This window comes from Streptomyces sp. NPDC002276 (genome assembly GCF_053891435.1).
The window spans coordinates 287,971-313,501 of the sequence record NZ_JBSFCQ010000001.1 but is presented as its reverse complement, the minus strand read 5'-3'; the positions used below and the strand labels follow the sequence as shown (position 1 = coordinate 313,501).

Below are 25,531 nucleotides of genomic sequence, written 5' to 3'. Positions count from 1 at the left end.
TTCTTCCCGACGCGGTTCTCAGCGGCATTGATGACGTTTGATACCGCTTTGTCCACAACGAACCCATTGTGTGCTCCGGCCCCCGTCCGCCCGCAAGCCGACGCGGACGGCCCTCCCGGCGGGCGCGCTCCCCCGGCGCTGCTTAGCGTGGCAGGCGTGACCCCCCGAACCCCCTCCGACCAGGCAGTCGCCCGCCACGGCTGGATCCAGGCCCTGAGCGCGGTACTGGCCGGGCTGCTCACCATGGGCGTGGTCGCCGCGCTGGGCCTGTGGGCGGCGGGCGCGACGGACCTCCCGGACGGCGCGTTCCCCCGGGTCGTCACGGCGACGGTGGTGACGGCCGTCGGCGGCACCGTGAAGCTCTCCGGCAACGCGGGCGCACTGGCCGACACAAAGGCGGGCCTGACGGTCATCCCCCTCTCGGTGACCCTGGCCGGCGCCCTCGCGACCGCTGCCGCGTTCCTACGGCCCCTGCGGCACCGCGCGGTCGCCTCGGCCGCGGAACTGGCGGGCTGGGCCGCCCGTATCGCCGTGCTGTGGCTGCTCGGCCTGATCGGACTGGCCCTGGGCGCACGCCAGAAGTTCTCGATCTCGCTCGGCAGCGGGACGCTCGGCGACATCGGCGACCTGATCGGCGCCTCGCCCGAGGTCGGTTTCGAGGCGGACGTACCGCAGACGGTCCTGTTCGGCCTGCTGTGGCTCGCCGGGGTACTGGTGCTGGCCCTCCTGGTGTCGCCGGGCGCACCGCTCCCGGCCGCGCTGCTCCGCTTCCACGCGTCCGTCCGCCCGGCCGCGTACGCCGTGGTCACCCTGCTCCTGGCCTACGTCGCACTCGGCGTCGTCATCGCCCTGCTCACCGCGGTGACCCGCGGGAACGTCACCCAGACCTTCGCCCTGATCCTGCTCGGCATGCCGAACCTCGTCTGGCTCACCCTCACGATCGGCCTGGGCGCCACCTGGAACGGCCGGGTCGACGGCCCCTTCGGCCTGCCCATGCCCCACCTGCTGGACGAGGTCCTGCGCACCCCGGACATCTCCACCCTCAACCTCAACTCCATCGCCGCGTACGACGGCAGGGTGTGGTGGCTCCTGGTGGCGAACGCGGTCCTGCTCCTGTCCGCCGCGTTCCTGATGGCCGCCCGCTCCCCGGCCCACACCCGCGCCTGGCAGCACGCCGTCCACCTGGCGGTCGCCTTCGCCCTGGCGGTCCTGATGATCTGCCTCGTCGGCACCGTCTCCGCCCACTACGGCCTCTCCCTCCTCGGCATCGGTGACGTGGGCGGCGGACTGTCCGGAGACCTGTTCCTGAAGCCCGAGTTGTGGTCGGCGGTGGGGCTGGCGGCTCTCTGGGGACTGATCGCGGGCTTCCTGGGCGCACTGCTGGCAAAGCCGGTACGCCGCCACGGCGAGATCGAAATCCCCGAGCAGTCGCAACGCCCGGCATGAGAGTGTGCGCCCAGCCGAGGAAAGGGCAGACATGGCGCTGACGCTCGAAGACCGCCTGGCCATAACGGAGTTGATCGCACTGCACGGCCACTTGGCCGACGAGGGCGAACTCGACCGCCTGGACGAGGTGTTCACCCCGGACGTCGAATACGACCTCACCGACTTCGGCCAGGGCACGGTCATCGGCCTCCCCGAACTCGTGGGCGCGTCCTTGGCGTTGGGGGCCGGGAATCCGGTCGCCCATCACGTCACGAACGTGGTGATCGAGGAATCGGCGGAGGGCCGGGTCCGGGCCCGCTCGAAGGGTCTGGGGATCCGGACGGACGGTTCGTGCGGTTCGGTGACGTACGAGGACATGGTGGTGCGCACGGGGGCGGGTTGGCGGATCTCGCGTCGCAGGGTGGTGGCACGGCGAGTGCCACTGAATGGAGCGCGGGGCTGATCTATATGCGGCTCCGCCGCGGGGCGCGACCAGCTGACAACGAGACCTCACCGCCCCTTGAACACCGGCTCAGCCCACGGAGGTACCGCACCCACCCCCACATCAACCTCCGTCGCCGCATGCCCGGCAGCCCCACCCCGCAACTCCGTCACAAACGCCAGACACGACTCGTACCGATCGTCCGGACTCTTCGCCAACGCCTTCGCGAAGACGGCGTCGACATGCCCCGGCAGATCGGGCCGGGACTCGGTGACCGCCGGAGGCAGGTCGTACTGGTGCGCCCACAGCAGCGCCATGTCGTCGTCCCGCCGGAACGGCGGACGCCCCGCGAGGCTCTCGTACGCGACGCAGGCGAGCCCGTACACGTCACAACGCCCGTCGACCGGCCGCCCGGAGATCTGCTCGGGAGCCACATAGTCGAGCGTCCCGACGAACTGCCCGACCGTCGTGAACCCGGTCAGCGAAAGGGACTTCTTCGTCAGGCCGAAGTCGGTGAGATACACGTGCTCGGGATGGTCGTCGTCCGTACCGCGCGCGACGAGGATGTTGCCGGGCTTCACGTCCCGGTGGACGAGCCCGTGTTCGTGGGCGGCGTCCAGCGCGGAAGCGACCTGGCCGACGATCCGCGTGGCCGCGGAGAGCCCCAACGGGCCCGCCCGGTCCAGGAGATGACGTAGGTCGCTGCCGGAGACGTAGCGCATGGCGATGTACAGGACGCCGTCCGTCTCGCCAGCTTCGAAGACCGGCACGATGTGCGGGTGGTCGATCGCGGCGGCGACCCGGGACTCGTGGGTGAAGCGTTTGCGGAAGGTGTCGTTGCGGGCGAGTTCGGGGGCGAGGAGTTTGAGGGCGACCGTGCGGTCGAGGCGGAGGTCGTGGGCGCGGTAGACGACCGCCATGCCGCCGCGGCCGATCTCGTCCTCGATGCGGTAACCGGCGATCTGCTTGCCGATCAGTTCGGAGGGGCGCCCGGAGAAGAGGCTCGCGTCACGGGCCATCGGGGCTCACGACCTGGGTGGGGGCGTGGCCGGGGTCGGTCGGTTCGGCGCGGGGTCCGTCGTCGGTGGCGTAGGTGCTGAGCCGGGTGCCGTCGCCGTAGACCCAGCGTTCGTGGTCGGGGTCGTAGAGCCAGACGGAGGCACCGTCGACGACCACCCCGATGCGCAGGCCCTTGGTGCGGGCCTCGAAGGAGGCGCCGTCGAGGGCGCCGCCCGCGAGTTCCTCCACGGCGGCGCGGTAGCGGGCGAGGGCCTGTTCGGCGCGGGCGAGGAGCGGGCGTGGGTCGGCGGTGCGGGCCTGCGGGGCGCCGGCGGCGGGCGGGTCCTGGGAGACGGAGATGAGGTGGCGGCCGTCGACCCAGGCGGACCAGCCGTTGGAGCACAGGGTGTGGGCCCAGTCGCCGCGCCGTTCGAGGAGTTGCACGGGGAGCAGCGCGTCGAGGGGCACGGTGGGGCGGGCGGGGTCCGGGGCCTCCCAGGCGGGCATCCCGTGTTCGGGGACGACGTGCGTGGGCCGGAAGCCGGGGGTGGTCGTCATCGGGGCGCCCTATTTCCGCATCACGGCGGGTTCGTGTCGGCGCAGCAGCCAGGACACCAGGAAGCCGAAGAGCAGCGACAGTACGACGAGCATGCCCATGTTGAGCAGCCAGGCCCCTGCGGAGTGCCGGAACAGCGGATCGCCGGTCAGTTCGCCCGGCACGATGCGGGACAGTCCGATGGTGCCGGCCATGCCGCCGAGCGCCCAGCGCGAGGGCACGAGCCAGGAGAGCTGTTCGAGGCCGGGTACGCCGTGCAGTTTCAACAGGGCGCCGCAGAACACCACTTGGACGATGGCGAGCAGCACGAGCAGCGGCATCGTCACCTCCTCCTTGCGGACCAGCGCGGAGACCAGCAGGCCGAGCATCATCGCGGTGAACGCCAACAGGGCGACGGCCACGGTGATTTCGATCAGGGGTGGCATCAACACCCCTTTTCCACGGGGTGCGTTGAGGTCGACGCCGAACAGTCCGACCAGGGTGAGTACCACGGCCTGTGCCACGGTGATGGCGCCCAGCACGACGACCTTGGAGAGCAGGTACGCCGATCTGGACAGGCCGACGGCTCTCTCGCGCCGGTAGATCGCGCGTTCCTTGACGAGTTCGCGGACGGCGTTGGCCGCGCCGGTCAGTACCCCGCCGACGCAGAGGATGAGCAGCGCGTTCATCGCCGTCTCCCGCGTGAGTGTGCTTCCGGCGAGCGCGCGGGCCATCGCGCCCATCACGAAAGGCAGCGCGATCATGATGGCGAGGAAGGTCCGGTCGGCGGCGAGGGCGGCCGCGTAACGACGTACCAGCGTGCCGAGTTGGGCGCTGCGGCTGCGGGGCCGGGGCGGCGGGGCCACGGTGACCGGGCCGGAGCCGAGCAGGTGGGGCTGCGCGGTGGAGTTGCGGATGTACTGGCGTTGGAAGGGGGACTCCTTGAACTCCCCTGCCCAGTCCCGGTCTTGATCGCGTTCGAAGGACTCGAAGGCCTCCGGCCAGTGCTCGAAGCCGAAGAACGCGAGGGCGTCGCCGGGCGGCCCGTAGTAGGCGACCCTGCCGCCGGGCGCGAGCACCAGGAGGCGGTCGCAGACGTCGAGGCTGAGGACGCTGTGGGTGACGACGATGACGGTGCGGCCGTCGTCGGCCAGGCCCCGCAGCATGTGCATCACCGAGCGGTCCATGCCGGGGTCGAGTCCTGAGGTGGGTTCGTCGAGGAAGAGCAGCGACGGCTTGGTCAGCAGTTCCAGGGCCACGCTGACCCGCTTGCGCTGGCCGCCGGAGAGGCTGTGCACGGGCTGCTCGGCCCGTTGCTGGAGGCCCAGTTCGCGGACGACCTCCTCGACCCGGGCCTGCCGCTCGGCCTTCGCCGTGTCCTGCGGGAAGCGCAGTTCGGCCGCGTAGGACAGGGCGCTGTGCACGGTCAGCTGGGCGTGCAGGATGTCGTCCTGCGGGACGAGGCCGATGCGCTGGCGGAGTTCGGCGTAGTCGCGGTAGAGGTCGCGGCCGTCGTAGAGGACGGTGCCGCGGTCGGCGGGGCGCTGGCCGGTGAGCGCGTTGAGGAGGGTGGACTTGCCGGCGCCGCTGGGGCCGACGACGGCGAGCAGGCATTTCTCGCCGACCGGGAACGACACCTGGTCGAGCAGGACCTTGCGGCCGTGGTCGACGGCGACCGTGAGGTCCTGTACGTCGAGGGAGACCTCGCCGGTGTCGACGTACTCCTGCAACTGGTCGCCGACGAGACAGAACGCGGAGTGTCCGATGCCGACGATGTCGCCCGGGCCCATGGGCGCGCGGACGACGGGCTGGCCGTTGAGGTAGGTGCCGTTGTGGCTGCCGAGGTCGACGATCTCGTACGTCCCGTCGGCGAGGGCGCGGAGTTCGGCGTGGCGGCGGGAGACGATCAAGTCGTCGACGACGAGGTCGTTGTCGGCGGCCCGGCCGATGTGGATGGTGCGGGCGGGCAGCGGCCGTACGGTGGTCGGCTGCCGGAAGGTGCCGGTGAAGGCGGGCATGGACACGGACGAGGGGCGTTCCGGGGCCGGGGCCGGGCGGTCGGCGAGGGTGACGCGGGGGCCGTCGGCGGCGCTGCCGAAGCGGATCACGCTGCCGGGGCCGACGCCCCACTCGTGGACGCGGCGGCCGTCGGCGTAGGTGCCGTTCGTGCTGTGTTCGTCCTCCAGCGTCCAGTGGTCGGCGTCGGGCCGCAGTACCGCGTGGTGCCAGGAGACCCGGGCGTCGTCGATGACGATGTCGCTCAGCGGGTCGCGGCCCACGTGGTAGTCGCGGCTGGGGGTCATGACCGTGGAGCCCGACTCCGTCTCCAGGAGGAGTTCGGGCGCGGTCGGCGCCATCGGCCGCTCTGGCATGCCCCGAATTCTACCGATTGGTTCACCTATGCGCCCGGCCAGCGGTCAGGGGTGCGCGACGGGCGACACGTGTCAGGCGACAGGGACGACGAGTGCGGGAACGGTCCGCTGCATCCGGAGGGCGTCCACCGATTCGGCGAGCAGCTCGTACTCGGTGGTCTCGTCACTGATGGCGATCTGCACCAGCCGCCCGGCCGCCAACTCGTAGGCGACCTGCTCCTGATGGCCGACGTCGCGGGCCCAGGTGCGTAACGCCTTCGGCACGTCGGGCGCCGTGTCGGCGACCGGTACCAGTGCCCCACGGGGGAAGCGCGGGTTCTCCGGCTGCGGGTCGAGCCGGTCGGCCATCCACACCGCGCGGTCCCGTAACCACCACAGGGCAAGCGCCAGCGTGGGAGCGCGGTAGGTGCCCAGGGGCACACCGACGCGCTGTCCGTCGCAGGTACCGTACGCGGTGACATGGCACAGGAATTCGTCGTGCACGTTCACTCCCCCGTCGCGTGTCTCGATTGCCGGTCGGGCCTCGCTTTCGATGCGGCTCTGGCTGGCGGCTCGGGTGGCTCAGGTGGTGCGCACGATGGCGGATTCGCATCGTGAAGTTGTGCTCTAGCAGACGAGTATGTTCACTCCCGAAACACTGTCACCACGACTTTTTAGCCAGTCTCTTGGCATATTCACAGCCTCTTTTGGCCGAAAAGCTTCGGGATCCCTTTTGTGGCGTTCTCCGGCGGCCATTACCCGAGAGGTAATCGACCCTCCGCGCGGCCCCCGGCATGGTGGAACCACCGGGTCGACACGCATCGGGATCCGGTCCCTGACCAGTACGAACGACCTCGACGGAGGCTGATTCACCATGTCCGAGAACACAGACCGATACGAGAATGCCGTCGCCCGCTACTTCGAGGCCTGGAACGCGGGCGACCCGGAGGCACTGGCGAAGGCGGTTGCCGCCGCCTGGTCCGTCGAGGGTACTTATACCGACCCATTGGCGACAGTCACCGGCCACACGGAGATCGCGGGACTCATCGCCGGGGCGCACGCACAGTTCCCGGGGTTCGCCTTCCGCCCCCTCGGGACGGTCGACGGGCACCACGACACCGCGCGTTTCGCGTGGGAGTTGGTGAGTGATGCCGACGGTTCGGCGCCGGTCGCCGGCTTCGACGTGATCACGCTGGACGCGGACGGCCGTATCCGCTCCGTGCTCGGCTTCCTCGACCGGGTACCGGCCGGGGCGGCCGGGTGACCGTACGGCTCAGCTCCCTGCCAGGGCCTCCTGGCGGTACTGCCTCGGCGCCACCCCGACCGCGCGCTTGAAGGCGTTGCTGAAGGCGCTCTCGGAGGTGTAGCCGACGGACCGGGCGAGGGCGCCGACCGGGGCGGCGTCCTGGCGGAGGGCCCGGGCGGCGAGGTTCATGCGCCAGTTCAGCAGGTACGTCAGGGGCGGCACTCCGGCCGCCTCCTTGAACCGTACGGCGAACGTGGTGCGGGACATCGCCGCCGCCCGGGCCAGCTCCTCCAGCTGCCAGGGGTGGGCCGGGTCGCCGTGCATCAACCGCAGGGCGGGGGCGAGCCGTTCGTCGGCGAGGGCGCGCAGCCAGCCGGGCGGCAGCCCGTCCGACTCGGCCAGGCAGACCCGCAGCACCTGCACGAACATCAGCTGGGCGAGCTGCGCCGACACGAACTCGACACCGGCCCTGCGGGTCCGCATCTCGGCCGCCAACTGCCCGATGAGCCACCGCAGTACACCCGCCTCGGGCGAGTCGGCCCGCACGTGGACCAACTCCGGCAGCGCCCGGCGCAGCAGGTCGCCGCGGTCACGGCTGAGGTCGATGTGCCCGGACACACAGGCGACATCCACCGCCTCGCCCTGCCCGAGGCGGCCCATCCGCGTCTCCGGGTCCATGACCACGTCGTCGGAGTCGGTCGGCTCCACACCGGGCCGACTGCACAGCGTGTACGGCTGTCCGCCGTCGGAGATCACGACGTCCCCCTCGGCGAGCCGCAGCGGTTCGCCGCCGTCGTCCCGGACCAGCAGGCAGCCGCCCTGGAGCACGGCGTTCACCTTCAGCCGGTCGCGCCCGCGCAGCTGGATCGCCCAGTCGCCACCGGCCGTGAACCCGCCGGAGAACACACTGCGGGCATCGGCGACGGCGAGGGCGTCGGACAGGGGATCCACGGTCATGCTCGAACTATCACGCAAGTAATGCGGATTCTCAAGTATTCATCGTACGGAACCGTCGACCTACGGTGGTCTCACCAGCTCAAGCTGACAAGGAGAGCGCAGACATGACCACCACCGCACAGCAGCCCCTGAACTCCGGCTTCGGCGCCGCGTCGACCGCCGAGGAGGTGGTCAAGGGCATCGACCTCACCGGCAAGGTCGCGATCGTCACGGGCGGCTACTCCGGCATCGGCCTGGAGACGGCTCGGGTGCTGCGGGCCGCGGGCGCCGAGATCGTCGTACCCGCGAGGGACGTGGAGCGGGCCCGGACGGCGCTGGAGGCCGTGCCCGGAGCCGAGGTCGAGTACCTGGACCTGCTGGACCCGGCGTCCATCGACACCTTCGCGGAGAAGTTCCTCGCCTCCGGGCGCCCGCTGCATCTCCTGGTCAACAACGCCGGGATCATGGCGACCCCGCTCGCACGGGACGCGCGCGGCTACGAGGCGCAGTTCGCCATCAACCACCTGGGGCACTTCCAGCTGACCACCCGGCTGTGGCCCGCGCTGGTCGCCGCGAAGGGCGCGCGGGTCGTCGTCCTCTCCTCGCGGGGTATCCGCTTCGCCGGTGTCGACTTCGACGACCTGAACTTCGAGCACCGGACCTACGAGCCGTTCCTCGCCTACGGCCAGTCGAAGACGGCCAACGCCCTCTTCGCCGTCGAGGCGGACCGGCGCGGCAAGGAGCACGGCATCCGCGCCTTCGCCGTGCACCCGGGCCTGATCATCGACACCGGCCTGGTCAAGCACATCGACCCGGCGATGCTCCAGGCCGCGGGCGCGCTCGACAGCGCGGGAGCGCCGATCCGCGACCCGGAGCGGCAGATGAAGACCGTGCGGCAGGGCGCGGCCACCACCGTCTGGGCCGCGACCAGCCCGCGGCTCGACGGTCTCGGCGGGGTCTACTGCGAGAACGTCGACATCACCCCGCTGGTGACCCCCGAGAACGAGGCCGCCTGGGCCACCGGGGACACGATCCCGGGGGTGCTCCCCCGCGCCGTGGACCCGGAGGCGGCGACCCGTCTCTGGGAGGTCAGCGAGCGGCTTATCGCTTGATAATCGCGTCGATTCGGGCCAGCTCGTCGGCGTCGAAGTCCAGGTTGCGGGTGGCCGCGACGCTGTCCTCGATCTGCTGCGGGCTGCTCGCGCCGACCAGGGCCGAGGTCACCCGCCCACCGCGCAGCACCCAGGCCAGGGCCAGCTGGGCGAGGGTCTGACCGCGTCCCTTGGCGATGCCGTCGAGGGCGCGCAACTGACCGACCAGGTCCTCGGTGACCGCGTCCGAGTTCAGGAACGGGCTGTCGCTCGCCGCCCGGGAACCCTCCGGGATGCCGTCCAGGTAGCGGGAGCTGAGCAGCCCCTGCTCCAGCGGGGAGAACACGATCGAGCCGACCTGGAGTTCGTCGAGGGCGTCGAGCAGGCCCTCGTCCTCGGGGCGGCGGTCGAGCATCGAGTAGCGCGGCTGGTGGATGAGGAGCGGGGTGCCCAGCTCACCGAGGATGCGGGCGGCCTCCCGGGTCTGCTCCGCCGAGTAGTTGGAGATGCCGACGTAGAGCGCCTTGCCCTGCTGGACCGCCGAGTGCAGGGCGCCCATCGTCTCCTCAAGGGGAGTCTCCGGGTCGGGGCGGTGCGAGTAGAAGACGTCGACGTAGTCCAGGCCCATGCGCGTGAGGCTCTGGTCGAGCGAGGACAGCAGATACTTGCGCGAACCCCACTCGCCGTAGGGGCCGGGCCACATCAGATAGCCGGCCTTGGTGGAGATCACCAGCTCGTCGCGGTACGACCCGAAGTCCGCCTTCAGCGCCTCGCCGAGGGCGGACTCCGCGGCGCCGGGCGGCGGGCCGTAGTTGTTCGCGAGGTCGAAGTGCGTGACGCCGAGGTCGAAGGCGCGGCGCAGGATCGCGCGCTGGGTGTCGACCGGGCGGTCGGGCCCGAAGTTGTGCCACAGGCCGAGCGAGATCGCGGGCAGCTTGAGACCGCTGCGGCCGGTGCGCCGGTAGGGCAGGTCCGCGTAGCGGTCGGGGTGTGCGGTGTACAACGCGACTCCAGAGGGGTTGGCACACGGGATACCGGTTCCAGGGAACCGTTGCCCACTCTGTCCGACCTGCGGGCAGTGGTCCAACAGGAGAATCCGATGGAATTCAGCGGTTACGCTTCTCAATCATGGAGCTGCGTCATCTTCAGCATTTCATCGCCGTCGCCGAGGACCACCACTTCACCCGGGCGGCCGAGCGGCTGATGGTGTCCCAGTCGGGTCTGTCGGCGTCGATCCGGGCCCTGGAGCGGGAGTTGCAGACCCCGCTGTTCGTGCGCACCACCCGCCGGGTCACGCTCACGGAGGCAGGCCGGGCCCTGCTCGGCGAGGCGGAACGGATCCTCGCGCAGGTGCGGTCGGCGCACGAGGCGGTGGCCGCGGTGCAGGGCGTGCTGCGCGGCACCCTCTCCCTGGGCACCGAGCAGTGCATCGCCGGGGTGCATGTGGCGGGACTGCTCGCCACGTTCCGGCGCCGGCACCCGGATGTGGAGATCCGGCTGCGGCAGGCGGGTTCCGGTGCGCTGGCGGAGGAGGTCGCGGCCGGGCGCCTCGACCTGGCCTTCGCCTACCGCACCCAGGCGGACACCGACCAGCTGCGCTCGGTGTCGCTCACCAGCGAGCCGATGACCGTGCTGTGCCATCCCAGCCACCGGCTCGCCCGGATCGGCGCGGCGGTGACTCCGGACGACCTCGGCGGCGAGGTCTTCGTCGACTTCCACCCCGACTGGGCCTCGCGCCGCACCACGGACGCGGTCTTCGCCGCGGCGGGCGTACGGCGGACCGTCGCGCTGGAGGTCAACGACGTGCACAGCCTCCTCGATCTGATCGACGAGAACCTCGGGATCGCCGTGGTCCCCCAGCACTTCCGCCACAAGCGCGAGCCCCTCACCGCCCTCCCCCTGAAGGGAACAGGCGAGGAGGTGTACGAGACGGTGGCCCTGCTCCCGCCCCCGCAGGCGACCAGTCCGGCGGCCCGCGCCCTGATGACCCTGCTGGAAACCGGGACTCCGGCCGCATGAGCGACGGCGATGCGCGATGGTGGTCGTATGCATGCCAACGACATCCTCATTGACGCGTTCGGCCGCGTCCAGGAAGAAGTCCATGCCGCCCTCGACGGCCTGACACCGGACCAACTGCACGCGCGCGTGGCCGCCGACGCCAACTCCATCGCCTGGCTCATCTGGCACCTCACCCGCATCCAGGACGACCATGTCGCCGACGCCTCCGGCCTCGACCAGGTGTGGCTGACCCAGGGCTGGGAGAAGCGCTTCGGACTCGATCTGCCGCCCCGGGACCACGGATACGGTCACACCTCCGAGCAGGTCGCCAAGGTGCGCGTCGAGTCGGCCGGGCAGCTGACCGGGTACTACGACGCGGTGCACGAGCAGACCCTGGAGTATCTGCGCGGGCTCGTCCCCGAGGACTACGAGCGGATCGTGGACGAACGCTGGGACCCGCCGGTCAGCCTGGGCGTACGGCTGGTCAGCGTCCTGTCCGACGACCTGGAGCACGTCGGACAGGCCCAGTACGTGCGGGGGCTGCTTCAGAGCGCGGCGGCGTAACCCGGCAGGACGACGTCCTCGATGAGGGCCTTGCGCTCGTCGTACGGGATGAACGCGCTCTTCAGGGCGTTCACCGTGACCGTGCGCAGGTCCTCGGCCGTCCAGCCCGCCTCCTCGACCAGGAGGGACATCTCACGCGTCATCGTCGTACCGGACACCAGTCGGTTGTCGGTGTTCAGGGTGACGCGGAAACCGAGGTCCTTCAGGGCGGTGATCGGGTGTTCGGCGATCGAAGTGGCCGCGCCCGTCTGGAGGTTGGAGGTCGGGCACATCTCCAGGGCGATCCGGCGGTCCCGCACCCAGCCCGCGAGGCGGCCGAGCTTGCCGTCGACGATGTCCTCGGTGATGCGGACCCCGTGGCCGATGCGCTGGGCGCCGCACACCTGGAGCGCCTGGTGGATGCTGGGCAGGCCGTGTGCCTCGCCGGCGTGGATGGTGAACGGGACGCTCTCGCGGCGCAGGTGCTCGAAGGCGGCGAGGTGGTCGGCGGGCGGGAAGCCGTCCTCGGCACCGGCGATGTCGAAGCCGACGACACCGGCGTCCCGGAAGGCCACCGCGAGATCGGCGGCCTCGGCGACCCGGTCGAACATCCGCATCCCGCACAGCAACGTCCGCACCTGGACCGGCGTCCCCGCAGCCGCGGCCTTCGCCATACCGGCCGCGAGCCCCTCCTGCACGGTCTCCACGACCTCGCTCATCGTGAGGTCGCCGTTGGTGTTCAGCTCGGGGGCGTAGCGCACCTCGCCGTAGACGACGCCGTCGGCGGCGAGGTCTAGGACGTACTCCTCGGCGGCACGCAGCAGGCCCTCGCGGTTCTGGAGCACGGCGAGGGTGTGCTCGAAGGTGGCGATGTAGCGCACCAGGTCACCGGAGTTGGCGGCGTCGAAGTACCAGGCAGCGAGCTCGTCCGGGTCGGTGGTGGGCAGGGTGTGCCCGACCGTCTCCGCGAGTTCCACCACGGTGGCGGGGCGCAGGCCGCCGTCGAGGTGGTCGTGCAGCACGGCCTTGGGGAGCCGGCGGAGGGCGTCGGCGTCTATGCGCGTAGATGACATGTGCGGTCGTTCCTCGGTCGTCGTTCGGTGAGCGGGGCGGGGCGGGCGCTACGGGAGGTCAGCCGGCGGGTTGGAGCAGGTCCCAGCGATTGCCGTACAGGTCCTGGAAGACGGCGACGGAACCGTACGGCTCGTGGCGCGGCTCCTCCAGGAAGGTCACGCCCGCGGCGAGCATGCGGGCGTGGTCGCGGGCGAAGTCGTCGGTGTGCAGGAAGAAGCCGACACGCCCGCCGGTCTGGTCACCGACCCGGCCGCGCTGGTCCTCACCCTTGGCGCGGGCGAGCAGCAGGCCGGTGCCGGAGCCGTCCGTGCCGGGCGGCGTCACGACGACCCAGCGGGAGCCGTCGGGGCGGGGCGTGTCCTCGACGAGGCGGAAGCCCAGGGCTTCGGTGTAGAAGCGGATCGCCTCGTCGTAGTCGTCGACGACGAGGGTGACCAGGGCGATACGGCTCATCGGGGGCTCTCCGTGCGGTTCCGTTCGGTGGGATGTTGACAGGCGAGGTTATACGTAAAACGTTGATCGCGCCAGTCGCCCGGGCCCGCCCCTCACCGGGCCGCCTCCCCCTGCGCCACCTCCACCCGGTGGTGGACGTCGATCATCGAGGTGGCCGAGGCGGCGAAGGAGAGCACCGCGCAGGCGATCAGCAGGGCTGCGAGTCCGCAGGCGGCGGTGCGGTGGGGGCCGCGCGGGGCCGCGAGGAGGGCCTTGACGCGCTGCGGGACCGGGCCGGTGGTGGCGCCGGGGACGAAGTCCGGGCGCCGGGAGCGGGCCGACTGTCCGGCGAGGGCCGCGCGGGCGATGGCACGGGCGATCAGGCGCCGGTCGCCGACGACGGTGGCGGCGGCCTCGTCGGCCGCGCGTTCGGCCGCGAGCCGGATCGCGTCGCGGACCGGGCCGAGCGCGGGGTGGCAGCGGGCGGCGAGTTCGGCGGCGACGAGGAAGTAGTGGTGGCCGCCCGCGTTGTGCGCCCGCTCGTGCGCGAACAGCGCCTCGCGCTCGGCGGCGCCGAGGCTGCGCAGCATCCCCGTCGTTACGACGATGCGGTGCGGTCGCCCGGGCAGGGCGTAGGCGTCCGGGTGCGGGGAGTCGAACACGCAGAGGTCACCGGCGACGGGCCCGCTCCCGGCCTGTGTACGGGCGGCGCGGAAGGCGCGGGACTGGTGCAGCGCCCACCGGGTCAGCGACCAGGCGCACACGGCGAGGGCCCCGGCGGACAGCACCGCCGCCGGCGGGACGAGACCGCCGTAGGAGGTGCGCAGTGGGTGGATCAGTTCGCCGAGGGACGCGAACAGTGGGAGCCGGAGCAGGCCGGTCAGGACGAACGCGCCGAGGGCGGCGAGCGTGCAGCCGGCCGCGATCACCGCGGAGCCGGTGAGCAGCCACAAGGCGGTGGTCGGCGTGAGCCGCTCCAGGGCACGCCGGGCCGGTGGCCGTAGCGCGAACGGCAGCACGAGCGGGAGGAGCAGCAGGGCGATCATCGGTCACCGGATTTCATCGCATCCAGGATCCCACGCCCCACCGCGCCTCACTCCTGCTCACCGGATTCGAGGAGGTCGCGCAGGACGCGTTCGTCGTCGGGGCTGAGCTGGGCGACGAAGCGGGCGAGGACGGTCTCCCGGTCGCCGTCCCGGTCGAGTTCGGTGTGCATACGGCGGGCGGTGAGGCCCTGTGCGTCCTGGACCGGGAAGTAGGCGTAGCCGCGGCCCTGGCGCAGGCGGTCGACGACGCCCTTGTCGTGCAGCCGGGTCAGGATCGTCGTCACCGTGGTGCGGGCCAGGCCCGTGCCGAGGCTCAGCTGCACCTCTCCAGGGGTCTGCGGGTCACCGGCGGCCCAGAGGGCGGCCATGACGGTGGCCTCCAGCTCACCCGCCGGTCGGCGTTCGTCCTTCGCGTCGGCCATGGGAACGATCCTCACCCCGTCCTCGTCGTACAGTCCAGCAGACCGTCTACAGAATTGTAGTCGCCAAGGTGCCGTGTCGTCACGGCACCCGAGCGCCCGTTCCCGCGTGCCCCTTGCGGAAGGGGTCGGAGCGACCTCCGGGTCCGGGCGTGACAGGGTGGTGATCGTGTCGAGGCCGCCCCGGCACTCCCCCATCGAGCACCGCCGTACAGGAGTTGAGCGTCATGTCCTCCGAGCTGCCGAAGTCGACCGGAGCCCCGGCCCGTCAGAACGTCACCTTTCCCAGCGCCGGGGGCACCGCCCACGGCTATCTCGCGCTGCCGCCGTCCGGGAGCGGGCCGGGTGTGATCGTCATCCAGGAGTGGTGGGGCCTGACCGACCACATCGCCGATGTGGCCGACCGGCTCGCGCGGGAGGGCTTCGTCGCGTTCGCCCCCGACCTGTACGGCGGGAACGTGGCGCACGAGAGCGACGAGGCCCTGCGGATGATGCTGGCCCTCCCGGTCGCCCGCGGTGTCGAACTGCTCTCCGGCGCGGTCGACCACCTCCTGTCCCTGCCCGAGGTCACCTCGGACACGGTCGGCGCGGTCGGCTTCTGCATGGGCGGCGGCTTCGTCCTGTACCTGGCCGCGGCCGACCCCAGGGTGAGCGCGGCGGTGCCGTTCTACGGCGTGATCCAGGGCGAGCTGCCCGACTTCTCCGGCCTGAAGGCGCAAATCCAGGGCCACTACGGCGAGTTGGACGAGAGCATCCCGGTCGCGGGCCTCGACGCACTGCGCGAGCACATCCAGGCGCAGTCCGGCATCACCGCGGACCTGCGCCTCTACCCGGCGAACCACGCCTTCTTCAACGACGGCCGCCCGGTCTACGACGCCGACTCCGCGACCCGCGCCTGGGCGAGCACGGTGCCCTTCCTGCACGCCCAACTGGGCTGACTCCAGGCCCCTTTCAGGTTCCCGCAGCCGAACTGCCGCCACCGCGCCCTCGGTCCGAGGTCCTACGCCCCCGGCCCGAGGCGCCGCGCGGGCGCCGCCGGTAGCGTCCCCGGCATGAAGATCACCGAGCCGCCCCGCGGCCCCGAGGAGCGCAAGCGTGACGTACTGGCGCGGCTGGAGCGGGAGTTGGACATCTGGGTGGCCTCGGCTGACGCCGACGGGCTGCCCTGTCTGGTCCCGCTGTGGTTCGTCTGGGACGGGCAGGCCGTCTGGCTGTGCACCCGGCCCACGAACCCCACGGGCCGCAATCTGAGCGACGGTCGGCGGACCCGGCTGGCCTTCGCGGACACCCGGGACGTCGTACTCGTCGACGGCGAGGCCACTGCCTTCACCGCTGAGGACGTCCCGGCCGCCGCTGCCGACGCCTTCGACGCGAAGTACGGCTGGGATCCCCGGAAGGACCGCGCGCCCTACGCCTTCTTCCGGGTACGGCCACTGGCCGTCCAGGCGTGGCACGAGGTGCGCGAGCTGCCGCAACGCCATCTGATGCGGGACGGAGTCTGGCTGGTGTGAGCGGCCCGGCCCCGGCTCAACCGGCCTTGCTGTGCAGCTCGTTGAGCCCAGCCAGTTCGTCGTCGGTCAGGCGGATCGCGCCGGCCGCCACGTTCTCGGCGAGGTGCTCGGGGTTGCCCGTGCCGGGGATGGCGAGGACGTGCGGGCCCTGGGCCAGGGTCCAGGCCAGGCGGATCTGGGCGGGGCTGGTGTCATGGGCGTCCGCGACGGCCAGGACCTCGTCGTCGTGGGCGGTGGTCGCGCTTCGCGCCCCGCCGGCGCCCGCGATGGCGAAGAACGGCACGAACGCGATGCCCTGTTCCCCGCAGATCCGCAGCATGTCGTCGGTCTCGGCCTGGTAGGAGTCGAGCGCGAACCGGTTCTGGACGCTCACCACCGGGGCGATCTCCTGCGCCTCGGCGAGGTGCGCGGGTTCGACGTCGGAGAGCGCGAGGTGCCGGACCAGGCCCTCCTCCTGGAGTTCGGCGAGCGCGCCGAAGTGTTCGGCGATCGAGTCCTGGCCCATCCGGCGCAGATGGACCACGTCCAGCTGGTCGCGCCCGAGCTGGCGCAGGTTCTCCTCGACGTGCCCGCGCAGGTCGTCGGGGCGTGCCGAACTGCTCCATTCCCCCGAGTAGTTGCGGAAGGGGCCGACCTTCGTGGCGATCACGAGGTCGTCCGGGTAGGGGGCGAGCGCGGTGTTGATGAGTTCGTTGGCCGACCGCAGCGACGAGAAGTAGAAGGCGGCCGTGTCGATGTGGTTCACGCCCAGCTCAACCGCCTTGCGCAGCACGGCGATCGAGCGGTCGCGGTCGCTCGGCGTGCCGAGGTTGAAAGCGGCGCTGCCCGTCAGCCGCATCGCGCCGAAGCCGAGGCGGTTGACGGTCAGGTCGCCGAGTTTCCAGGTGCCCGCGGCTGCGGCGGTGATCTTCGCTGAGGTCATCAGCGGAGTTTCGCACACACGCGCGCCACGGCCACCCGCACTTTACGGATACGTGTAGGTGTTCAGGCTGTCGACGGCCGAGGCGGGGTTGCCGAGGTCGTAGCGGTCCACAGCGAGGAAGTTGGGCTTCTTTCGGGCGGCCGGCTGGCAGAACCGCTGGGCCCGGTCGAGGACCTTGGTGTTGTCGGTCTGCGCCGTTCCGGCGATGGTGGCGTCACGGAAGTGGTTCATGACGAACAGCGGCCGGAACCCCGAATAGGTCTGGGTGAGCGGGACGTTGAGGTCGCTGCCGTACCAGCGGCTGTAGCAGGACCAGTCGGAGGAGCCGGCGCCGGAGCCCATAGACCAGTAGTTCTCGACGGTCCACTCGCGCTGGTACATCACTCCGAAGCTGTCCCGGGTCAGTCCGGCGGACTGGTCGGAGGCGCGGCTGTGGTCGGTGAAGATCAGCAGGCGGTGGTTGGCGGCGATCAGGTCGGCCATCTTCGGCCAGCCGTTCTGCTGCACGCCGGTCTGGTCGGGGCGGTACAGCACGTCGTACAGGCCGTTGACGCGGGCGAGTTCGCCGCGCAGGACCGTCGGGTCGACGTAGTCCTCCAGGAAGACGGTGACGAACTGGTCGGTGTGCGACTTGAGGAAGTCCACGATGCGCTGGAGGTCGACGTTGAGGGCGACCGGGCTGCTGACCAGGGTGCAGCTGTCGTGGCAGAGGATCGCGCCGTCGGGGGTCTGGTGGATGTCCAGCATGAACCCGCGTACGCCGTCGGAGAGTTGCTGGTTGATGCCGCGGGCCTGGTTGGGGAAGAAGTTCACGAAGGGCGGGGCGAAGCCGCCGTCGACCCCGTTGGCGTAGGCGTTGTGCGCGGTGAGGAACGTGACCTGGTCCAGGGTGCGTTGGTCCTGGGCGGGGATCGGTTTGGTGGGTGAGCTGATCGGGGTCAGGTACCAGGAGGCGAGGCCGCCGGAGGAGCCGATGGCGAGCTGGGCCGGGTAGTTGGCGCCTGAGGGCTTGGCGCCCACGGTCAAGTAGCTTGCCGTGCCCGGGACTTGGAGCGTGTACTGGTCACCGCCGGTCGCGGTGATCTGCCAGGCGGCGTCGGCGCTCGTGCAGGCGACGGTCTTCGCCTGGGTGCCCGAGCGGCCGAGGCAGCTGCCGGCCGTGTCGGCGCTCTCCAGGACGTACGAGGATCCGCTCGCCTTGAGGTTCCACTGCTGGTGGTCCTCGTTGCCCTTGGGGTTGTGCTGCTCCACCGCTCCCCCCTTGTCGGCCGCGTTGAGGCCGGTGGTGGCGCTCTGGACGTAGTAGGTGCCGGGGGCCGGGACCGCGTCGGCGGCGCCGGCCGGTGGCGAGACGAGCGTCGCGGCGAGCGCCGCGGTGATGGCGAACAGGGCGTGGGGGGTTCGCATGGGTGCCCTTCGGTTTGAGTGTGGTCAGGCTCATGACACCGGAAAGGTGATCGCGCCACACCCAAGCGTCTTTGGTCTCGACCAGTCAAGAGGCAGGAACGGTCCGCGGAATGAACGGCGAAGGGCGGTCACCGGTCAGCGCGATTTCCTCAACTCCCGCCAGGCCACGTAGTGATCGACGAGGGTCTCCTCCAACGGCCGGTACTGGATGCCCAGTTCCTCCACTCCGCGCCGGTTGTCGACCGCGAACCTGATCCCGAGGTGCTTGCGGATGTAGTCCTGGGTGAGCCCGAACGCGGGCCCCAGGATGCGCACCGGCCAGTGCGGGAGGCCGTGCCGGGGCAGCCTGTAGTGGCGCGGGAAGCGCTGCCGCAGGGCGCGTGACATGTCGAGGAAGGACGCCATCCGGCTCGCGGCGACGATGTAGCGGCCGTGCGCGTCGGGGCGTTCGGCCGCCGCGATGTGCGCGCTCGCGACGTCCCGTACGTCGGCGACGGTGAAGCTGAAGTCGGGTGCCCCGTAGAAGAAGTAGCCCTTGAAGAGTTCGTCGAGGAGGAACAGGCTGCCGGAGTCCGAGGCCGGGGTGAGTGAAGGCCCCAGGATCAGGCCGGGGTTGACGGAGACCATGCGCCAGCGGTCCTGTGCGTGTGCCGCGTCCCAGGCGGCGCGTTCGGCGACGGTCTTGGCGTAGTGGTACGGGTTGTTCTCGACCGTGCTGGTGGTGTTGACGTAGTCCTCGGAGAGGATCTCGTCCTTCATCTCCCGTACGTCGGCGTAGTCCCCGAAGATCGCGCCGACCGTAGAGGTGAACACCAACTTCTCGACGGTGGGCGTGCGTTCGATGCTTGCGAGGACGTTCCGGGTGCCGGTGAGCGCGGGCTCGACGACGTCCCGCCGACCGTCCTTGATCTTCTCCGGCATGAGGAACGGCGAGGCCACATGGAACACGACCCGGCAGCCGTCCATCGCCGCGCCGAAGGAGCCCACGGCCAGCAGGTCGGCCTCGAACAGCTCAAGAGCGCCGGGGAATTGGTCCCGCATCACCCGCAGCGGCGCGACCTTCGCCTCGTTGCCGAGGGACCGCACGGTGGTGTGCACCCGGTAGCCGCGCTCCAGCAGTTGCCGGACCAGATGGCTGCCGACGAATCCGCTGCCGCCGGTCACCAACACCGTCCCGCCGCCGACACTCATCCCTGGCTCCGATCACCCGTGGCATCCAGCGCGCACGCTACAACGGTGATCGGTCCCGGGTCAGCGGTTCGGCCGCTACGACTCTCAACTCCCGCTTCCCGTGTAGGCGGCCGTGGTCCGGTCGGCGGACGCGCGGGCCACCGCCTCGTCCTCGCCGCTCGCGACGTTGGCCGTGTACCAGGCCTCGCTGCTCAGGGTGACGAAGCGGCGGCCCTCCTCGGACGCGAGCCAGGCCATGGCGTCCTCGGGCTTCACGGGACTGCTGCCCGACAGGTTGCCGTCGAGCCCCAGGAGGATCGAGTCCCAGCCGACGCCGACCGCGCCGGGCCCGAACTCGGCCCACTTCGTGTCGTCGACATGCGCGATGTGCTCCAACTCGAAGCGCGTGCCGTCGCCCTCGGGCGTCAACCGCAGCTCGATCCAGCTGACTTCACCGCCGTACTCCCAGGTGGTGAAGAAGCTGTTGGGCGGGTCGCAGCGCTCGACGGTGCCGCCCGCGTTGCCCTGCAACTGGTACTTGCCGCCCACCCGCAGTTCGCCGGTGACCGGCAGGAACCAGCGCGGGATGCGCTCGGGGTTGGTGCAGGCGTCCCAGACGTCGGCGACCGGTGAGTCGTAGGACTGGGCGATGGTGATCACGCGGGCCTCGCCCGCCTGGAAGTCGCGGCGGCCGACCTCGCGGCTCACGGAGTTGATCTGGTGGGTCACGTCGATCATGGGGTGCTCCTCGACTCTTCGGGGCTGTCGTCACCGGCCTCGCGGAGCCGGCGCTCACGCTTGCCTCGGGCCAACTCGGTTGCCAGGGCGTCCAGATGGGGGGTCCAGTAGCGGCGGAACCGGTCGAGCCAGGCGTCGATGTCCCGCAGCGGCTCGGAGTTCACCGCGTACAGGCGGCGGGTGCCGTCCGGCCGTACCGTCGCGAATCCGTTCTCCCGCAGCACCTTCAGATGCTGGGAGACCGCGGGCTGCGATATCCCGAACTCCCGCCGGACGGCATCACTGACCGTCCCGGCGGGCTGCTCGCCCTCGGCGAGCAGCTCCAGGATGCGGCGGCGCACGGGGTCTCCGAGCACATCGAAAGCGTGCATGAGCACCAAAATATCACCGGTCGCTTATATAAGCGACCGGTGATACATGGGGAGGCGGGTCAGGCCAGCGGCTTCTCCAGCAGGGCCTTGCGGTGGCTGAACGTCTCGATGGAGTAGCGGCCGTGGTAGTTGCCCATGCCGCTCTCCCCCACACCGCCGAACGGCAGGTCGGAGACGGTGAGATGGGCGAGCGGGAGGCCGTAGCCGACGGCGCCGGAGGAGGTCTCGGCGGCGATCCGGGCGCGGGTGTCGTCGGAGTCGGTGAAGACGTACAGGGCGAGGGGCTTGTCGCGGTCGTTGATGAAGTCGATCGCCGCGTCGATCCCGGGGACGGTGACGATCGGCAGGATCGGGCCGAAGATCTCCTCCGCCATGACGGGCGCCTTCGGGTCCACGTCGGCGAGCACGGTCGGGGCGATGTACTTGTCGCCGCGGTCGCTGCGTCCGCCGACCACCACCCGGCCGGAGTCGAGCAGTCCGGCGAGCCGGTCGAAGTGCCGCTCGTTGACGATCCGGCCGTACTCCCCGGAGGTCTGCGGGTCGGCGCCGTAGACCTTCTCGACCGCGGTCACCAGCAGGGGTTCGAGCGCGGCGGCGGTCTCCGGGTCGGTCAGCACGTAGTCGGGGGCGACGCAGGTCTGGCCGGCGTTGAGGAACTTGCCGCGCGCCAACCGGTCGGCGACGACGGCGAGATCGGCGTCGCGGTCGACGAACGCCGGTGATTTGCCGCCGAGTTCGAGGGCGACCGGGGTCAAGTGCTCGGCTGCGGCGCGCAGGACGATGCGGCCGACGACGCCGTTGCCGGTGTAGAAGATGTGGTCGAAGTGCTCGGCGAGCAGGGCCGTGGTCTCCGGGATGCCGCCCTCGACGACGGCGACCGCGTCGGTGTCGAGGTAAGCGGGCAGCAGCCGGGCGATGGCGGCGGAGGTGGCCGGGGCCAGCTCGCTGGGCTTGACGACCACCGCGTTGCCGGAGGCCAGTGCGCCGACGACCGGGGTCAGCAGGAGCTGCACCGGGTAGTTCCAGGGGGCGATCACGAGGACGACGCCGAGCGGGTCGTACTGCGTCCAGACGGTGGCGTCCGTGCCGAGGTGGGCCGGTACGGGGGCCGACTCGGGGCGCAGCCACTCTTCGAGGTGGTCGAGGGTGTGGTCGATCTCGCGGATCGTGAAGCCGATCTCGGTGCGCTGGGCCTCGGCGGCGCTCTTGCCGAGGTCGGCGTGGAGGGCGGCGGCGAGGTCGTCGCCGTGCTCCGTGAGCAGGTCGCGCAGGCGGTGGAGCTGCGCGGTGCGCCACTCGACGGGCTTGGTGCGGCCGGTGCGGAAGGTGGCGCGCAGTCGGGCCACGATGTCGGCGGGCTGCTCGGGACTGGGCTGGTTCACGGTGCCTCGCTGCTGGTGCGTGGGAGTGGAGTTCTCTACGGTCAGGTGTATATAGCAACCATTCATACACCGGGGAAAATTCCGGTGGAACCATGGTCACTCCCCACGTGAGGGCTGTCACATCCGCACGAGTTCCCGGCAGCGGCGTTGCAGGTACCCGCGCTCCGCCGCGCTGTCGGTGCGGGCGAGGGCCGCCTCGTACGCCGCCACCGCCTCCGTGTGGCGGCCCAGGCGGCGCAGCAGATCGGCGCGCACCGCGTGCAGCACGTGGTAGTCGTCGAGGTCCAGCGCGTCCACGAGGTCGAGGGCCTTGCGCGCGCCGTCCACCTCGGCGACGGCGACGGCCCGGTTCAGGGCGACGACCGGGCTCGGCGCTACGGCCATGAGCTGGTCGTAGAGCTGGAGGATCTGTCCCCAGTCCGTCGTGTCCGCCGTCTGCGCGTCGCTGTGCACGGCGTTGATCGCGGCCTGGATCTGGTACGGCCCGGGGTTGTTCAGCCGCAGGCACCGCCGGACGAGTGACTGGCCGTCGGCGATCAGCTCGCGGTCCCACCGGTCGCGGTCCTGCTCGGGCAGCGGCACCAGCTCGCCGTTCGCGCCCTCCCGGGCCGACCGGCGCGACTCGATGAGCAGCATCAGCGCCAGCAGGCCGGTGACCTCGGGCTCGTCCGGCATCAGCTCGGACAGCAGGCAGCCGAGGCGCAGGGCTTCGGCGCACAGCTCGGGCGAGTCGGTGTAGCCCTCGTTGAAGATCAGGTAGACGACGGCCAGCACGCCCCCCAGCCGGTCGGGGAGGTCGGCGTCGCGGGGCACCCGGTACGGGATTCTCGCGTCGCGGATCTTGGCCTTGGCGCGGACCAGGCGCTGGGCCATCGTCGGTTCCGGCACCAGGAAGGCGCGGGCGATCCGGGCGGTGGTGAGCCCGCCGAGCAGCCGCAGGGTGAGCGCGACCTGTGCCTGGGTGGCGAGCGCGGGGTGGCAGCAGGTGAAGATCAGACGGAGCCGGTCGTCGCGCACGGGTCCCTCCTCGGCGGGCGCGTCGGACGCGTACAGCAGGGCGGCCTCGCTGTGCCGGGCCTCCCTGGAGGACTCGCGGCGCAGCCGGTCGATCGCGCGGTTGCGGGCGGTCGTGATGATCCACCCGGCCGGACTCGGCGGCACACCGGTCTCCGGCCACTTCTGTACGGCCGTGGTGAAGGCGTCCTGGACCGCTTCCTCGGCGAGGTCGATGTCGCCGAGGAAGCGGACCAGGACGGAGACCGCGCGCCCGTACTCGGTACGGAAGACGGCCTCGATGTCGGTGTCGAACGCCATTAGTCCTCGGAGGTATTCATGAAGGGGCGCACCTCCACAGGCAGGGTGGTGGCCCAGGTCGCCCGCTTCCCCCACTCCAGGGCCGCGTCCAGGTCGGCCGCCTTGATCAGGCAGAGCCCGCCCAGATACTCCTTGCCCTCGGCGTACGGGCCGTCCGTGATCAGCACGTCACCGTCCTTGGGGCGCAACACGGTGGCGGTCTCCGGTCCGTGCAGTCCGCCGGCGAAGACCCAGGCACCGGCGGCCTGGAGCTCGTCGTGGAAGATCTCCAGCTTGCGCCTGATCTCCGCCATCTCCTCGGGCGAGGGCATCTGTCCGTCGGTCGGCGTGATCACACTGAGCAGGTAGTGCTGCATGGCGTCCTCCATGGCGCAGGGGGTTCTCGGAGTCCCTCGGGGGATCTCTCACCTCCTACACGAACGCCGTGTTCCCGGATCGACAGCGCGCCTCAGGAGACCGGCAGGATTTTCTCCGCGGGCTCGTCCCTGGTCTCTTCCGTGGGCTCCTGGTCCAGGGCCGCGGTGAGCCGCGCCAGCAGTCGTACGAGGTCGCCGTGGTCGTCGATCGCGTCGAGCAGCCGGGTCTGGTCGGTGAGGAGGCGGTGCGCGGCGCGCTGATGGAGGGTGCGGCCCCGGGCGGTGAGGTGGAGGAGGACGCGGCGGCGGTCGGCGCTGTCGGGACGGCGGTATACGAGGTTGTCGGCCACCATGCGGTCCACCAGCTTGGTCAGGCTCGGCGCGGGCATCAGGGCCTGGTCGGCGATCTCGGTCATCGGATGTCCCTTGCCGTCCGCGATGATCGACAGGACGCGCCACTGCTCGACCGAGCAGTCCTCCTCGGCCAGTACGGCGGCCATGCGCAGGCCCAGTCGCCGCTCGGCGTGACTCAGCAGGTGGGCGAGGCCCGGCGACGGTACGGACGACATTGCCGCTGTCCTTCCGGTAGGTCTACTGTGCGGTTCAGATTACGAGCCTCTGCGAGGGCGCCGGGGCCGGGCCCGGTTTCCGTGCCCTCAGGCCCTCACGGAGGTGGTCTGGTGCGTTCCCTGCCGCCCGGGCGGATCAGCGGCCCGGTCAGGACTCTGGTCGTGGCGCTGGTCGTCCCGCTGCGAGGTCCGGCGGGCGTCTTCGGCCCGTCCTGCGAACTGGCCGCGCAGCTCGCCGTGGAGGAACTCAACGCTACGGGCGGGGTGTTGGGCCGCGAGGTCCGGCTGATCGTGGTGGACGGCGGTGCTCCGGCGGAGCAAGTGGCCGCCGAGGTCGAGGTGTTGGTGTCGATGCGCGCGGTCGACGCGGTGGTCGGCTGGCACACCTCGGCGGTCCGCAAGGCACTGGTGCCGCGCATCGCGGGCCGGGTGCCGTACGTCTACACCGCGCAGTACGAGGGCGGCGAGCGCACCCCCGGCGTGTTCCTGACCGGTGAGACCGACGCGGCCCAACTCCTGCCCGCCATGCGCCTGTTGGCGGAGGAGACGGGTGCGCGCCGCTGGTGCACGGTGGGCAACGACTACGTGTGGCCGCGCGTGACCGCACGGGCCGCGCGCCGCTACGCCCGGGAGTGCGGCGGCCGGGTGCGCGACGAGGTCTTCGTCCCGCTGGGCACGTACGAGTTCGGTCCGGTCCTGCGCCGCGTCGAGCGGTGCGAGGCGGACGCCGTGCTGATGCTGCTGGTCGGGGACGACGCGGCGCGCTTCAACAGGGCGTTCGCCGCCCACGGGTTGCATCAACGCTGCCTGCGGCTGAGCACGCACATGGACGAGAACATCCTGCTGGCCACCGGCGCGGAGGCCACCGAGGGACTGTGGGCGGCGGCCGGCTACTTCGAGACCCTCGCCACCGCCGAAAGCCTTGATTTCAGCGGGCGTTACGCGGCCCGCTTCGGCGTGGAGGCACCCGTCGTGGGCAGTCTCGGCGAGTCGTGCTTCGAAGGCGTACGGCTGCTGGCGGCACTGGCCGAGCAGGCGCGGTCGCTCGACGTGGGGACCATGTGCGCAGTCGGCGGCAGCGTCTCGTACGAGGGCCCGAGGGGCGTACTGCGTCTGCACGGCAATCACCTCCGCCAACGGCTGTATCTGGCGCGGGCGGACGCCTTCGACTTCGACATCGTCGCCCAACTCTGACCTCCCCCACCTGCCAGGACTGAGGCTACCTTCCCGCAGAAATAGTTTCCACAGGAAGTA

The 25,531-nt window shown here is 70.9% G+C and carries 28 protein-coding genes; 9 read left to right on the top strand and 19 right to left on the bottom strand.

Annotated features, from left to right (window positions below):
• Positions 1-156: 156 nt before the first annotated feature.
• On the top strand, positions 157-1,446 hold the full coding sequence (locus ACWIHT_RS01475; protein WP_456163191.1) for a streptophobe family protein: 1,290 nt from the start codon (positions 157-159) through the stop codon (positions 1,444-1,446).
• Positions 1,447-1,477: 31 nt separating this feature from the next.
• A complete protein-coding gene (locus ACWIHT_RS01470; RefSeq protein ID WP_456163189.1) occupies positions 1,478-1,888 on the top strand; it encodes a nuclear transport factor 2 family protein in 411 nt (136 codons plus the stop codon).
• 47 nt (positions 1,889-1,935) lie between these two features.
• Here the strand turns inward: ACWIHT_RS01470 and ACWIHT_RS01465 are convergent, their stop codons facing one another.
• The 4 genes from ACWIHT_RS01465 to ACWIHT_RS01450 form a co-directional block, all read right to left on the bottom strand.
• Entirely contained in the window at positions 1,936-2,886 is a 951-nt protein-coding gene (locus ACWIHT_RS01465; RefSeq protein WP_456163187.1) for a serine/threonine-protein kinase, read from the bottom strand.
• On the bottom strand, positions 2,876-3,424 hold the full coding sequence (locus tag ACWIHT_RS01460) for a hypothetical protein (protein WP_456163185.1): 549 nt from the start codon (positions 3,422-3,424) through the stop codon (positions 2,876-2,878). Before ACWIHT_RS01460 ends, ACWIHT_RS01465 begins: the two co-directional genes overlap by 11 nt.
• 9 nt (positions 3,425-3,433) lie before the next feature.
• On the bottom strand, positions 3,434-5,773 hold the full coding sequence (locus ACWIHT_RS01455) for an FHA domain-containing protein (protein ID WP_456163183.1): 2,340 nt from the start codon (positions 5,771-5,773) through the stop codon (positions 3,434-3,436).
• 72 nt (positions 5,774-5,845) lie between these two features.
• A complete protein-coding gene (locus tag ACWIHT_RS01450) occupies positions 5,846-6,256 on the bottom strand; it encodes a hypothetical protein (RefSeq protein WP_200709653.1) in 411 nt (136 codons plus the stop codon).
• Between the two features lie 370 nt (positions 6,257-6,626).
• Between ACWIHT_RS01450 and ACWIHT_RS01445 the strand changes: the two genes are divergently transcribed.
• Positions 6,627-7,016, top strand: coding sequence for a nuclear transport factor 2 family protein (locus ACWIHT_RS01445; RefSeq protein WP_456163181.1), 390 nt, complete (start codon positions 6,627-6,629; stop codon positions 7,014-7,016).
• Between the two features lie 9 nt (positions 7,017-7,025).
• Here the strand turns inward: ACWIHT_RS01445 and ACWIHT_RS01440 are convergent, their stop codons facing one another.
• Complete coding sequence (locus ACWIHT_RS01440; protein WP_456163179.1) at positions 7,026-7,955, bottom strand: AraC family transcriptional regulator; 930 nt, start codon at positions 7,953-7,955, stop codon at positions 7,026-7,028.
• Between the two features lie 104 nt (positions 7,956-8,059).
• On the opposite strand from ACWIHT_RS01440, the gene ACWIHT_RS01435 reads away from it, so the two are divergent.
• Positions 8,060-9,046, top strand: a complete 987-nt coding sequence (locus tag ACWIHT_RS01435) for an oxidoreductase (protein WP_456163177.1) — start codon at positions 8,060-8,062, stop codon at positions 9,044-9,046.
• Here the strand turns inward: ACWIHT_RS01435 and ACWIHT_RS01430 are convergent.
• Positions 9,036-10,028, bottom strand: coding sequence for an aldo/keto reductase (locus tag ACWIHT_RS01430; protein WP_456163175.1), 993 nt, complete (start codon positions 10,026-10,028; stop codon positions 9,036-9,038). The genes ACWIHT_RS01435 and ACWIHT_RS01430 overlap by 11 nt on opposite strands.
• A gap of 125 nt (positions 10,029-10,153) precedes the next feature.
• On the opposite strand from ACWIHT_RS01430, the gene ACWIHT_RS01425 reads away from it, so the two are divergent.
• Both ACWIHT_RS01425 and ACWIHT_RS01420 read left to right on the top strand, forming a co-directional pair.
• The gene (locus ACWIHT_RS01425) at positions 10,154-11,044 is read left to right on the top strand and encodes a LysR substrate-binding domain-containing protein (protein ID WP_456163173.1); all 891 of its coding nucleotides are present in this window, start codon (positions 10,154-10,156) and stop codon (positions 11,042-11,044) included.
• 27 nt (positions 11,045-11,071) lie between these two features.
• Positions 11,072-11,587, top strand: a complete 516-nt coding sequence (locus ACWIHT_RS01420; RefSeq protein WP_456163171.1) for a mycothiol transferase — start codon at positions 11,072-11,074, stop codon at positions 11,585-11,587.
• Here ACWIHT_RS01420 and ACWIHT_RS01415 read toward each other — a convergent pair.
• From ACWIHT_RS01415 to ACWIHT_RS01400, 4 genes are all read right to left on the bottom strand, one after another.
• Positions 11,569-12,639 carry an adenosine deaminase gene (locus ACWIHT_RS01415; protein WP_456163169.1) on the bottom strand — a complete coding sequence of 357 codons (1,071 nt, stop codon included), beginning with the start codon at positions 12,637-12,639 and terminating at the stop codon, positions 11,569-11,571. The genes ACWIHT_RS01420 and ACWIHT_RS01415 overlap by 19 nt on opposite strands.
• A gap of 58 nt (positions 12,640-12,697) precedes the next feature.
• Positions 12,698-13,093 (bottom strand): VOC family protein, encoded by a 396-nt coding sequence (locus ACWIHT_RS01410; protein ID WP_456163167.1) that lies wholly within the window; start codon positions 13,091-13,093, stop codon positions 12,698-12,700.
• Between the two features lie 92 nt (positions 13,094-13,185).
• Positions 13,186-14,118 carry a M48 family metalloprotease gene (locus ACWIHT_RS01405; protein WP_456163165.1) on the bottom strand — a complete coding sequence of 311 codons (933 nt, stop codon included), beginning with the start codon at positions 14,116-14,118 and terminating at the stop codon, positions 13,186-13,188.
• Between the two features lie 47 nt (positions 14,119-14,165).
• The gene (locus ACWIHT_RS01400) at positions 14,166-14,540 is read right to left on the bottom strand and encodes a BlaI/MecI/CopY family transcriptional regulator (protein ID WP_456163163.1); all 375 of its coding nucleotides are present in this window, start codon (positions 14,538-14,540) and stop codon (positions 14,166-14,168) included.
• A 224-nt stretch (positions 14,541-14,764) separates the two neighbouring features.
• On the opposite strand from ACWIHT_RS01400, the gene ACWIHT_RS01395 reads away from it, so the two are divergent.
• Both ACWIHT_RS01395 and ACWIHT_RS01390 read left to right on the top strand, forming a co-directional pair.
• A complete protein-coding gene (locus tag ACWIHT_RS01395) occupies positions 14,765-15,475 on the top strand; it encodes a dienelactone hydrolase family protein (protein ID WP_456163161.1) in 711 nt (236 codons plus the stop codon).
• Between the two features lie 114 nt (positions 15,476-15,589).
• Positions 15,590-16,048, top strand: a complete 459-nt coding sequence (locus tag ACWIHT_RS01390) for a pyridoxamine 5'-phosphate oxidase family protein (RefSeq protein ID WP_456163159.1) — start codon at positions 15,590-15,592, stop codon at positions 16,046-16,048.
• 16 nt (positions 16,049-16,064) lie between these two features.
• Here the strand turns inward: ACWIHT_RS01390 and ACWIHT_RS01385 are convergent, their stop codons facing one another.
• The 9 genes from ACWIHT_RS01385 to ACWIHT_RS01345 form a co-directional block, all read right to left on the bottom strand.
• Positions 16,065-16,970, bottom strand: a complete 906-nt coding sequence (locus tag ACWIHT_RS01385; RefSeq protein ID WP_456163157.1) for an aldo/keto reductase — start codon at positions 16,968-16,970, stop codon at positions 16,065-16,067.
• 42 nt (positions 16,971-17,012) lie between these two features.
• Entirely contained in the window at positions 17,013-18,377 is a 1,365-nt protein-coding gene (locus tag ACWIHT_RS01380) for an RICIN domain-containing protein (RefSeq protein WP_456163155.1), read from the bottom strand.
• Positions 18,378-18,512: 135 nt separating this feature from the next.
• Entirely contained in the window at positions 18,513-19,568 is a 1,056-nt protein-coding gene (locus ACWIHT_RS01375; RefSeq protein ID WP_456163153.1) for an NAD-dependent epimerase/dehydratase family protein, read from the bottom strand.
• Positions 19,569-19,652: 84 nt separating this feature from the next.
• Positions 19,653-20,285, bottom strand: coding sequence for an SRPBCC family protein (locus tag ACWIHT_RS01370; RefSeq protein WP_456163151.1), 633 nt, complete (start codon positions 20,283-20,285; stop codon positions 19,653-19,655).
• The gene (locus ACWIHT_RS01365; RefSeq protein ID WP_456163149.1) at positions 20,282-20,656 is read right to left on the bottom strand and encodes an ArsR/SmtB family transcription factor; all 375 of its coding nucleotides are present in this window, start codon (positions 20,654-20,656) and stop codon (positions 20,282-20,284) included. The genes ACWIHT_RS01370 and ACWIHT_RS01365 overlap by 4 nt, the downstream gene beginning before the upstream one ends.
• 59 nt (positions 20,657-20,715) lie before the next feature.
• On the bottom strand, positions 20,716-22,104 hold the full coding sequence (locus ACWIHT_RS01360; protein WP_456163147.1) for an aldehyde dehydrogenase family protein: 1,389 nt from the start codon (positions 22,102-22,104) through the stop codon (positions 20,716-20,718).
• A 51-nt stretch (positions 22,105-22,155) separates the two neighbouring features.
• Positions 22,156-23,352 (bottom strand): RNA polymerase sigma factor, encoded by a 1,197-nt coding sequence (locus ACWIHT_RS01355; protein ID WP_456163145.1) that lies wholly within the window; start codon positions 23,350-23,352, stop codon positions 22,156-22,158.
• Positions 23,352-23,708: a YciI family protein gene (locus ACWIHT_RS01350; RefSeq protein WP_456163143.1), complete on the bottom strand. Its 357-nt coding sequence runs from the start codon at positions 23,706-23,708 to the stop codon at positions 23,352-23,354. Before ACWIHT_RS01350 ends, ACWIHT_RS01355 begins: the two co-directional genes overlap by 1 nt.
• A gap of 92 nt (positions 23,709-23,800) precedes the next feature.
• Positions 23,801-24,277, bottom strand: coding sequence for a MarR family winged helix-turn-helix transcriptional regulator (locus tag ACWIHT_RS01345; RefSeq protein ID WP_456163141.1), 477 nt, complete (start codon positions 24,275-24,277; stop codon positions 23,801-23,803).
• 111 nt (positions 24,278-24,388) lie between these two features.
• On the opposite strand from ACWIHT_RS01345, the gene ACWIHT_RS01340 reads away from it, so the two are divergent.
• The gene (locus ACWIHT_RS01340; RefSeq protein WP_456163139.1) at positions 24,389-25,471 is read left to right on the top strand and encodes a substrate-binding domain-containing protein; all 1,083 of its coding nucleotides are present in this window, start codon (positions 24,389-24,391) and stop codon (positions 25,469-25,471) included.
• The last annotated feature ends 60 nt before the right edge of the window (positions 25,472-25,531 follow it).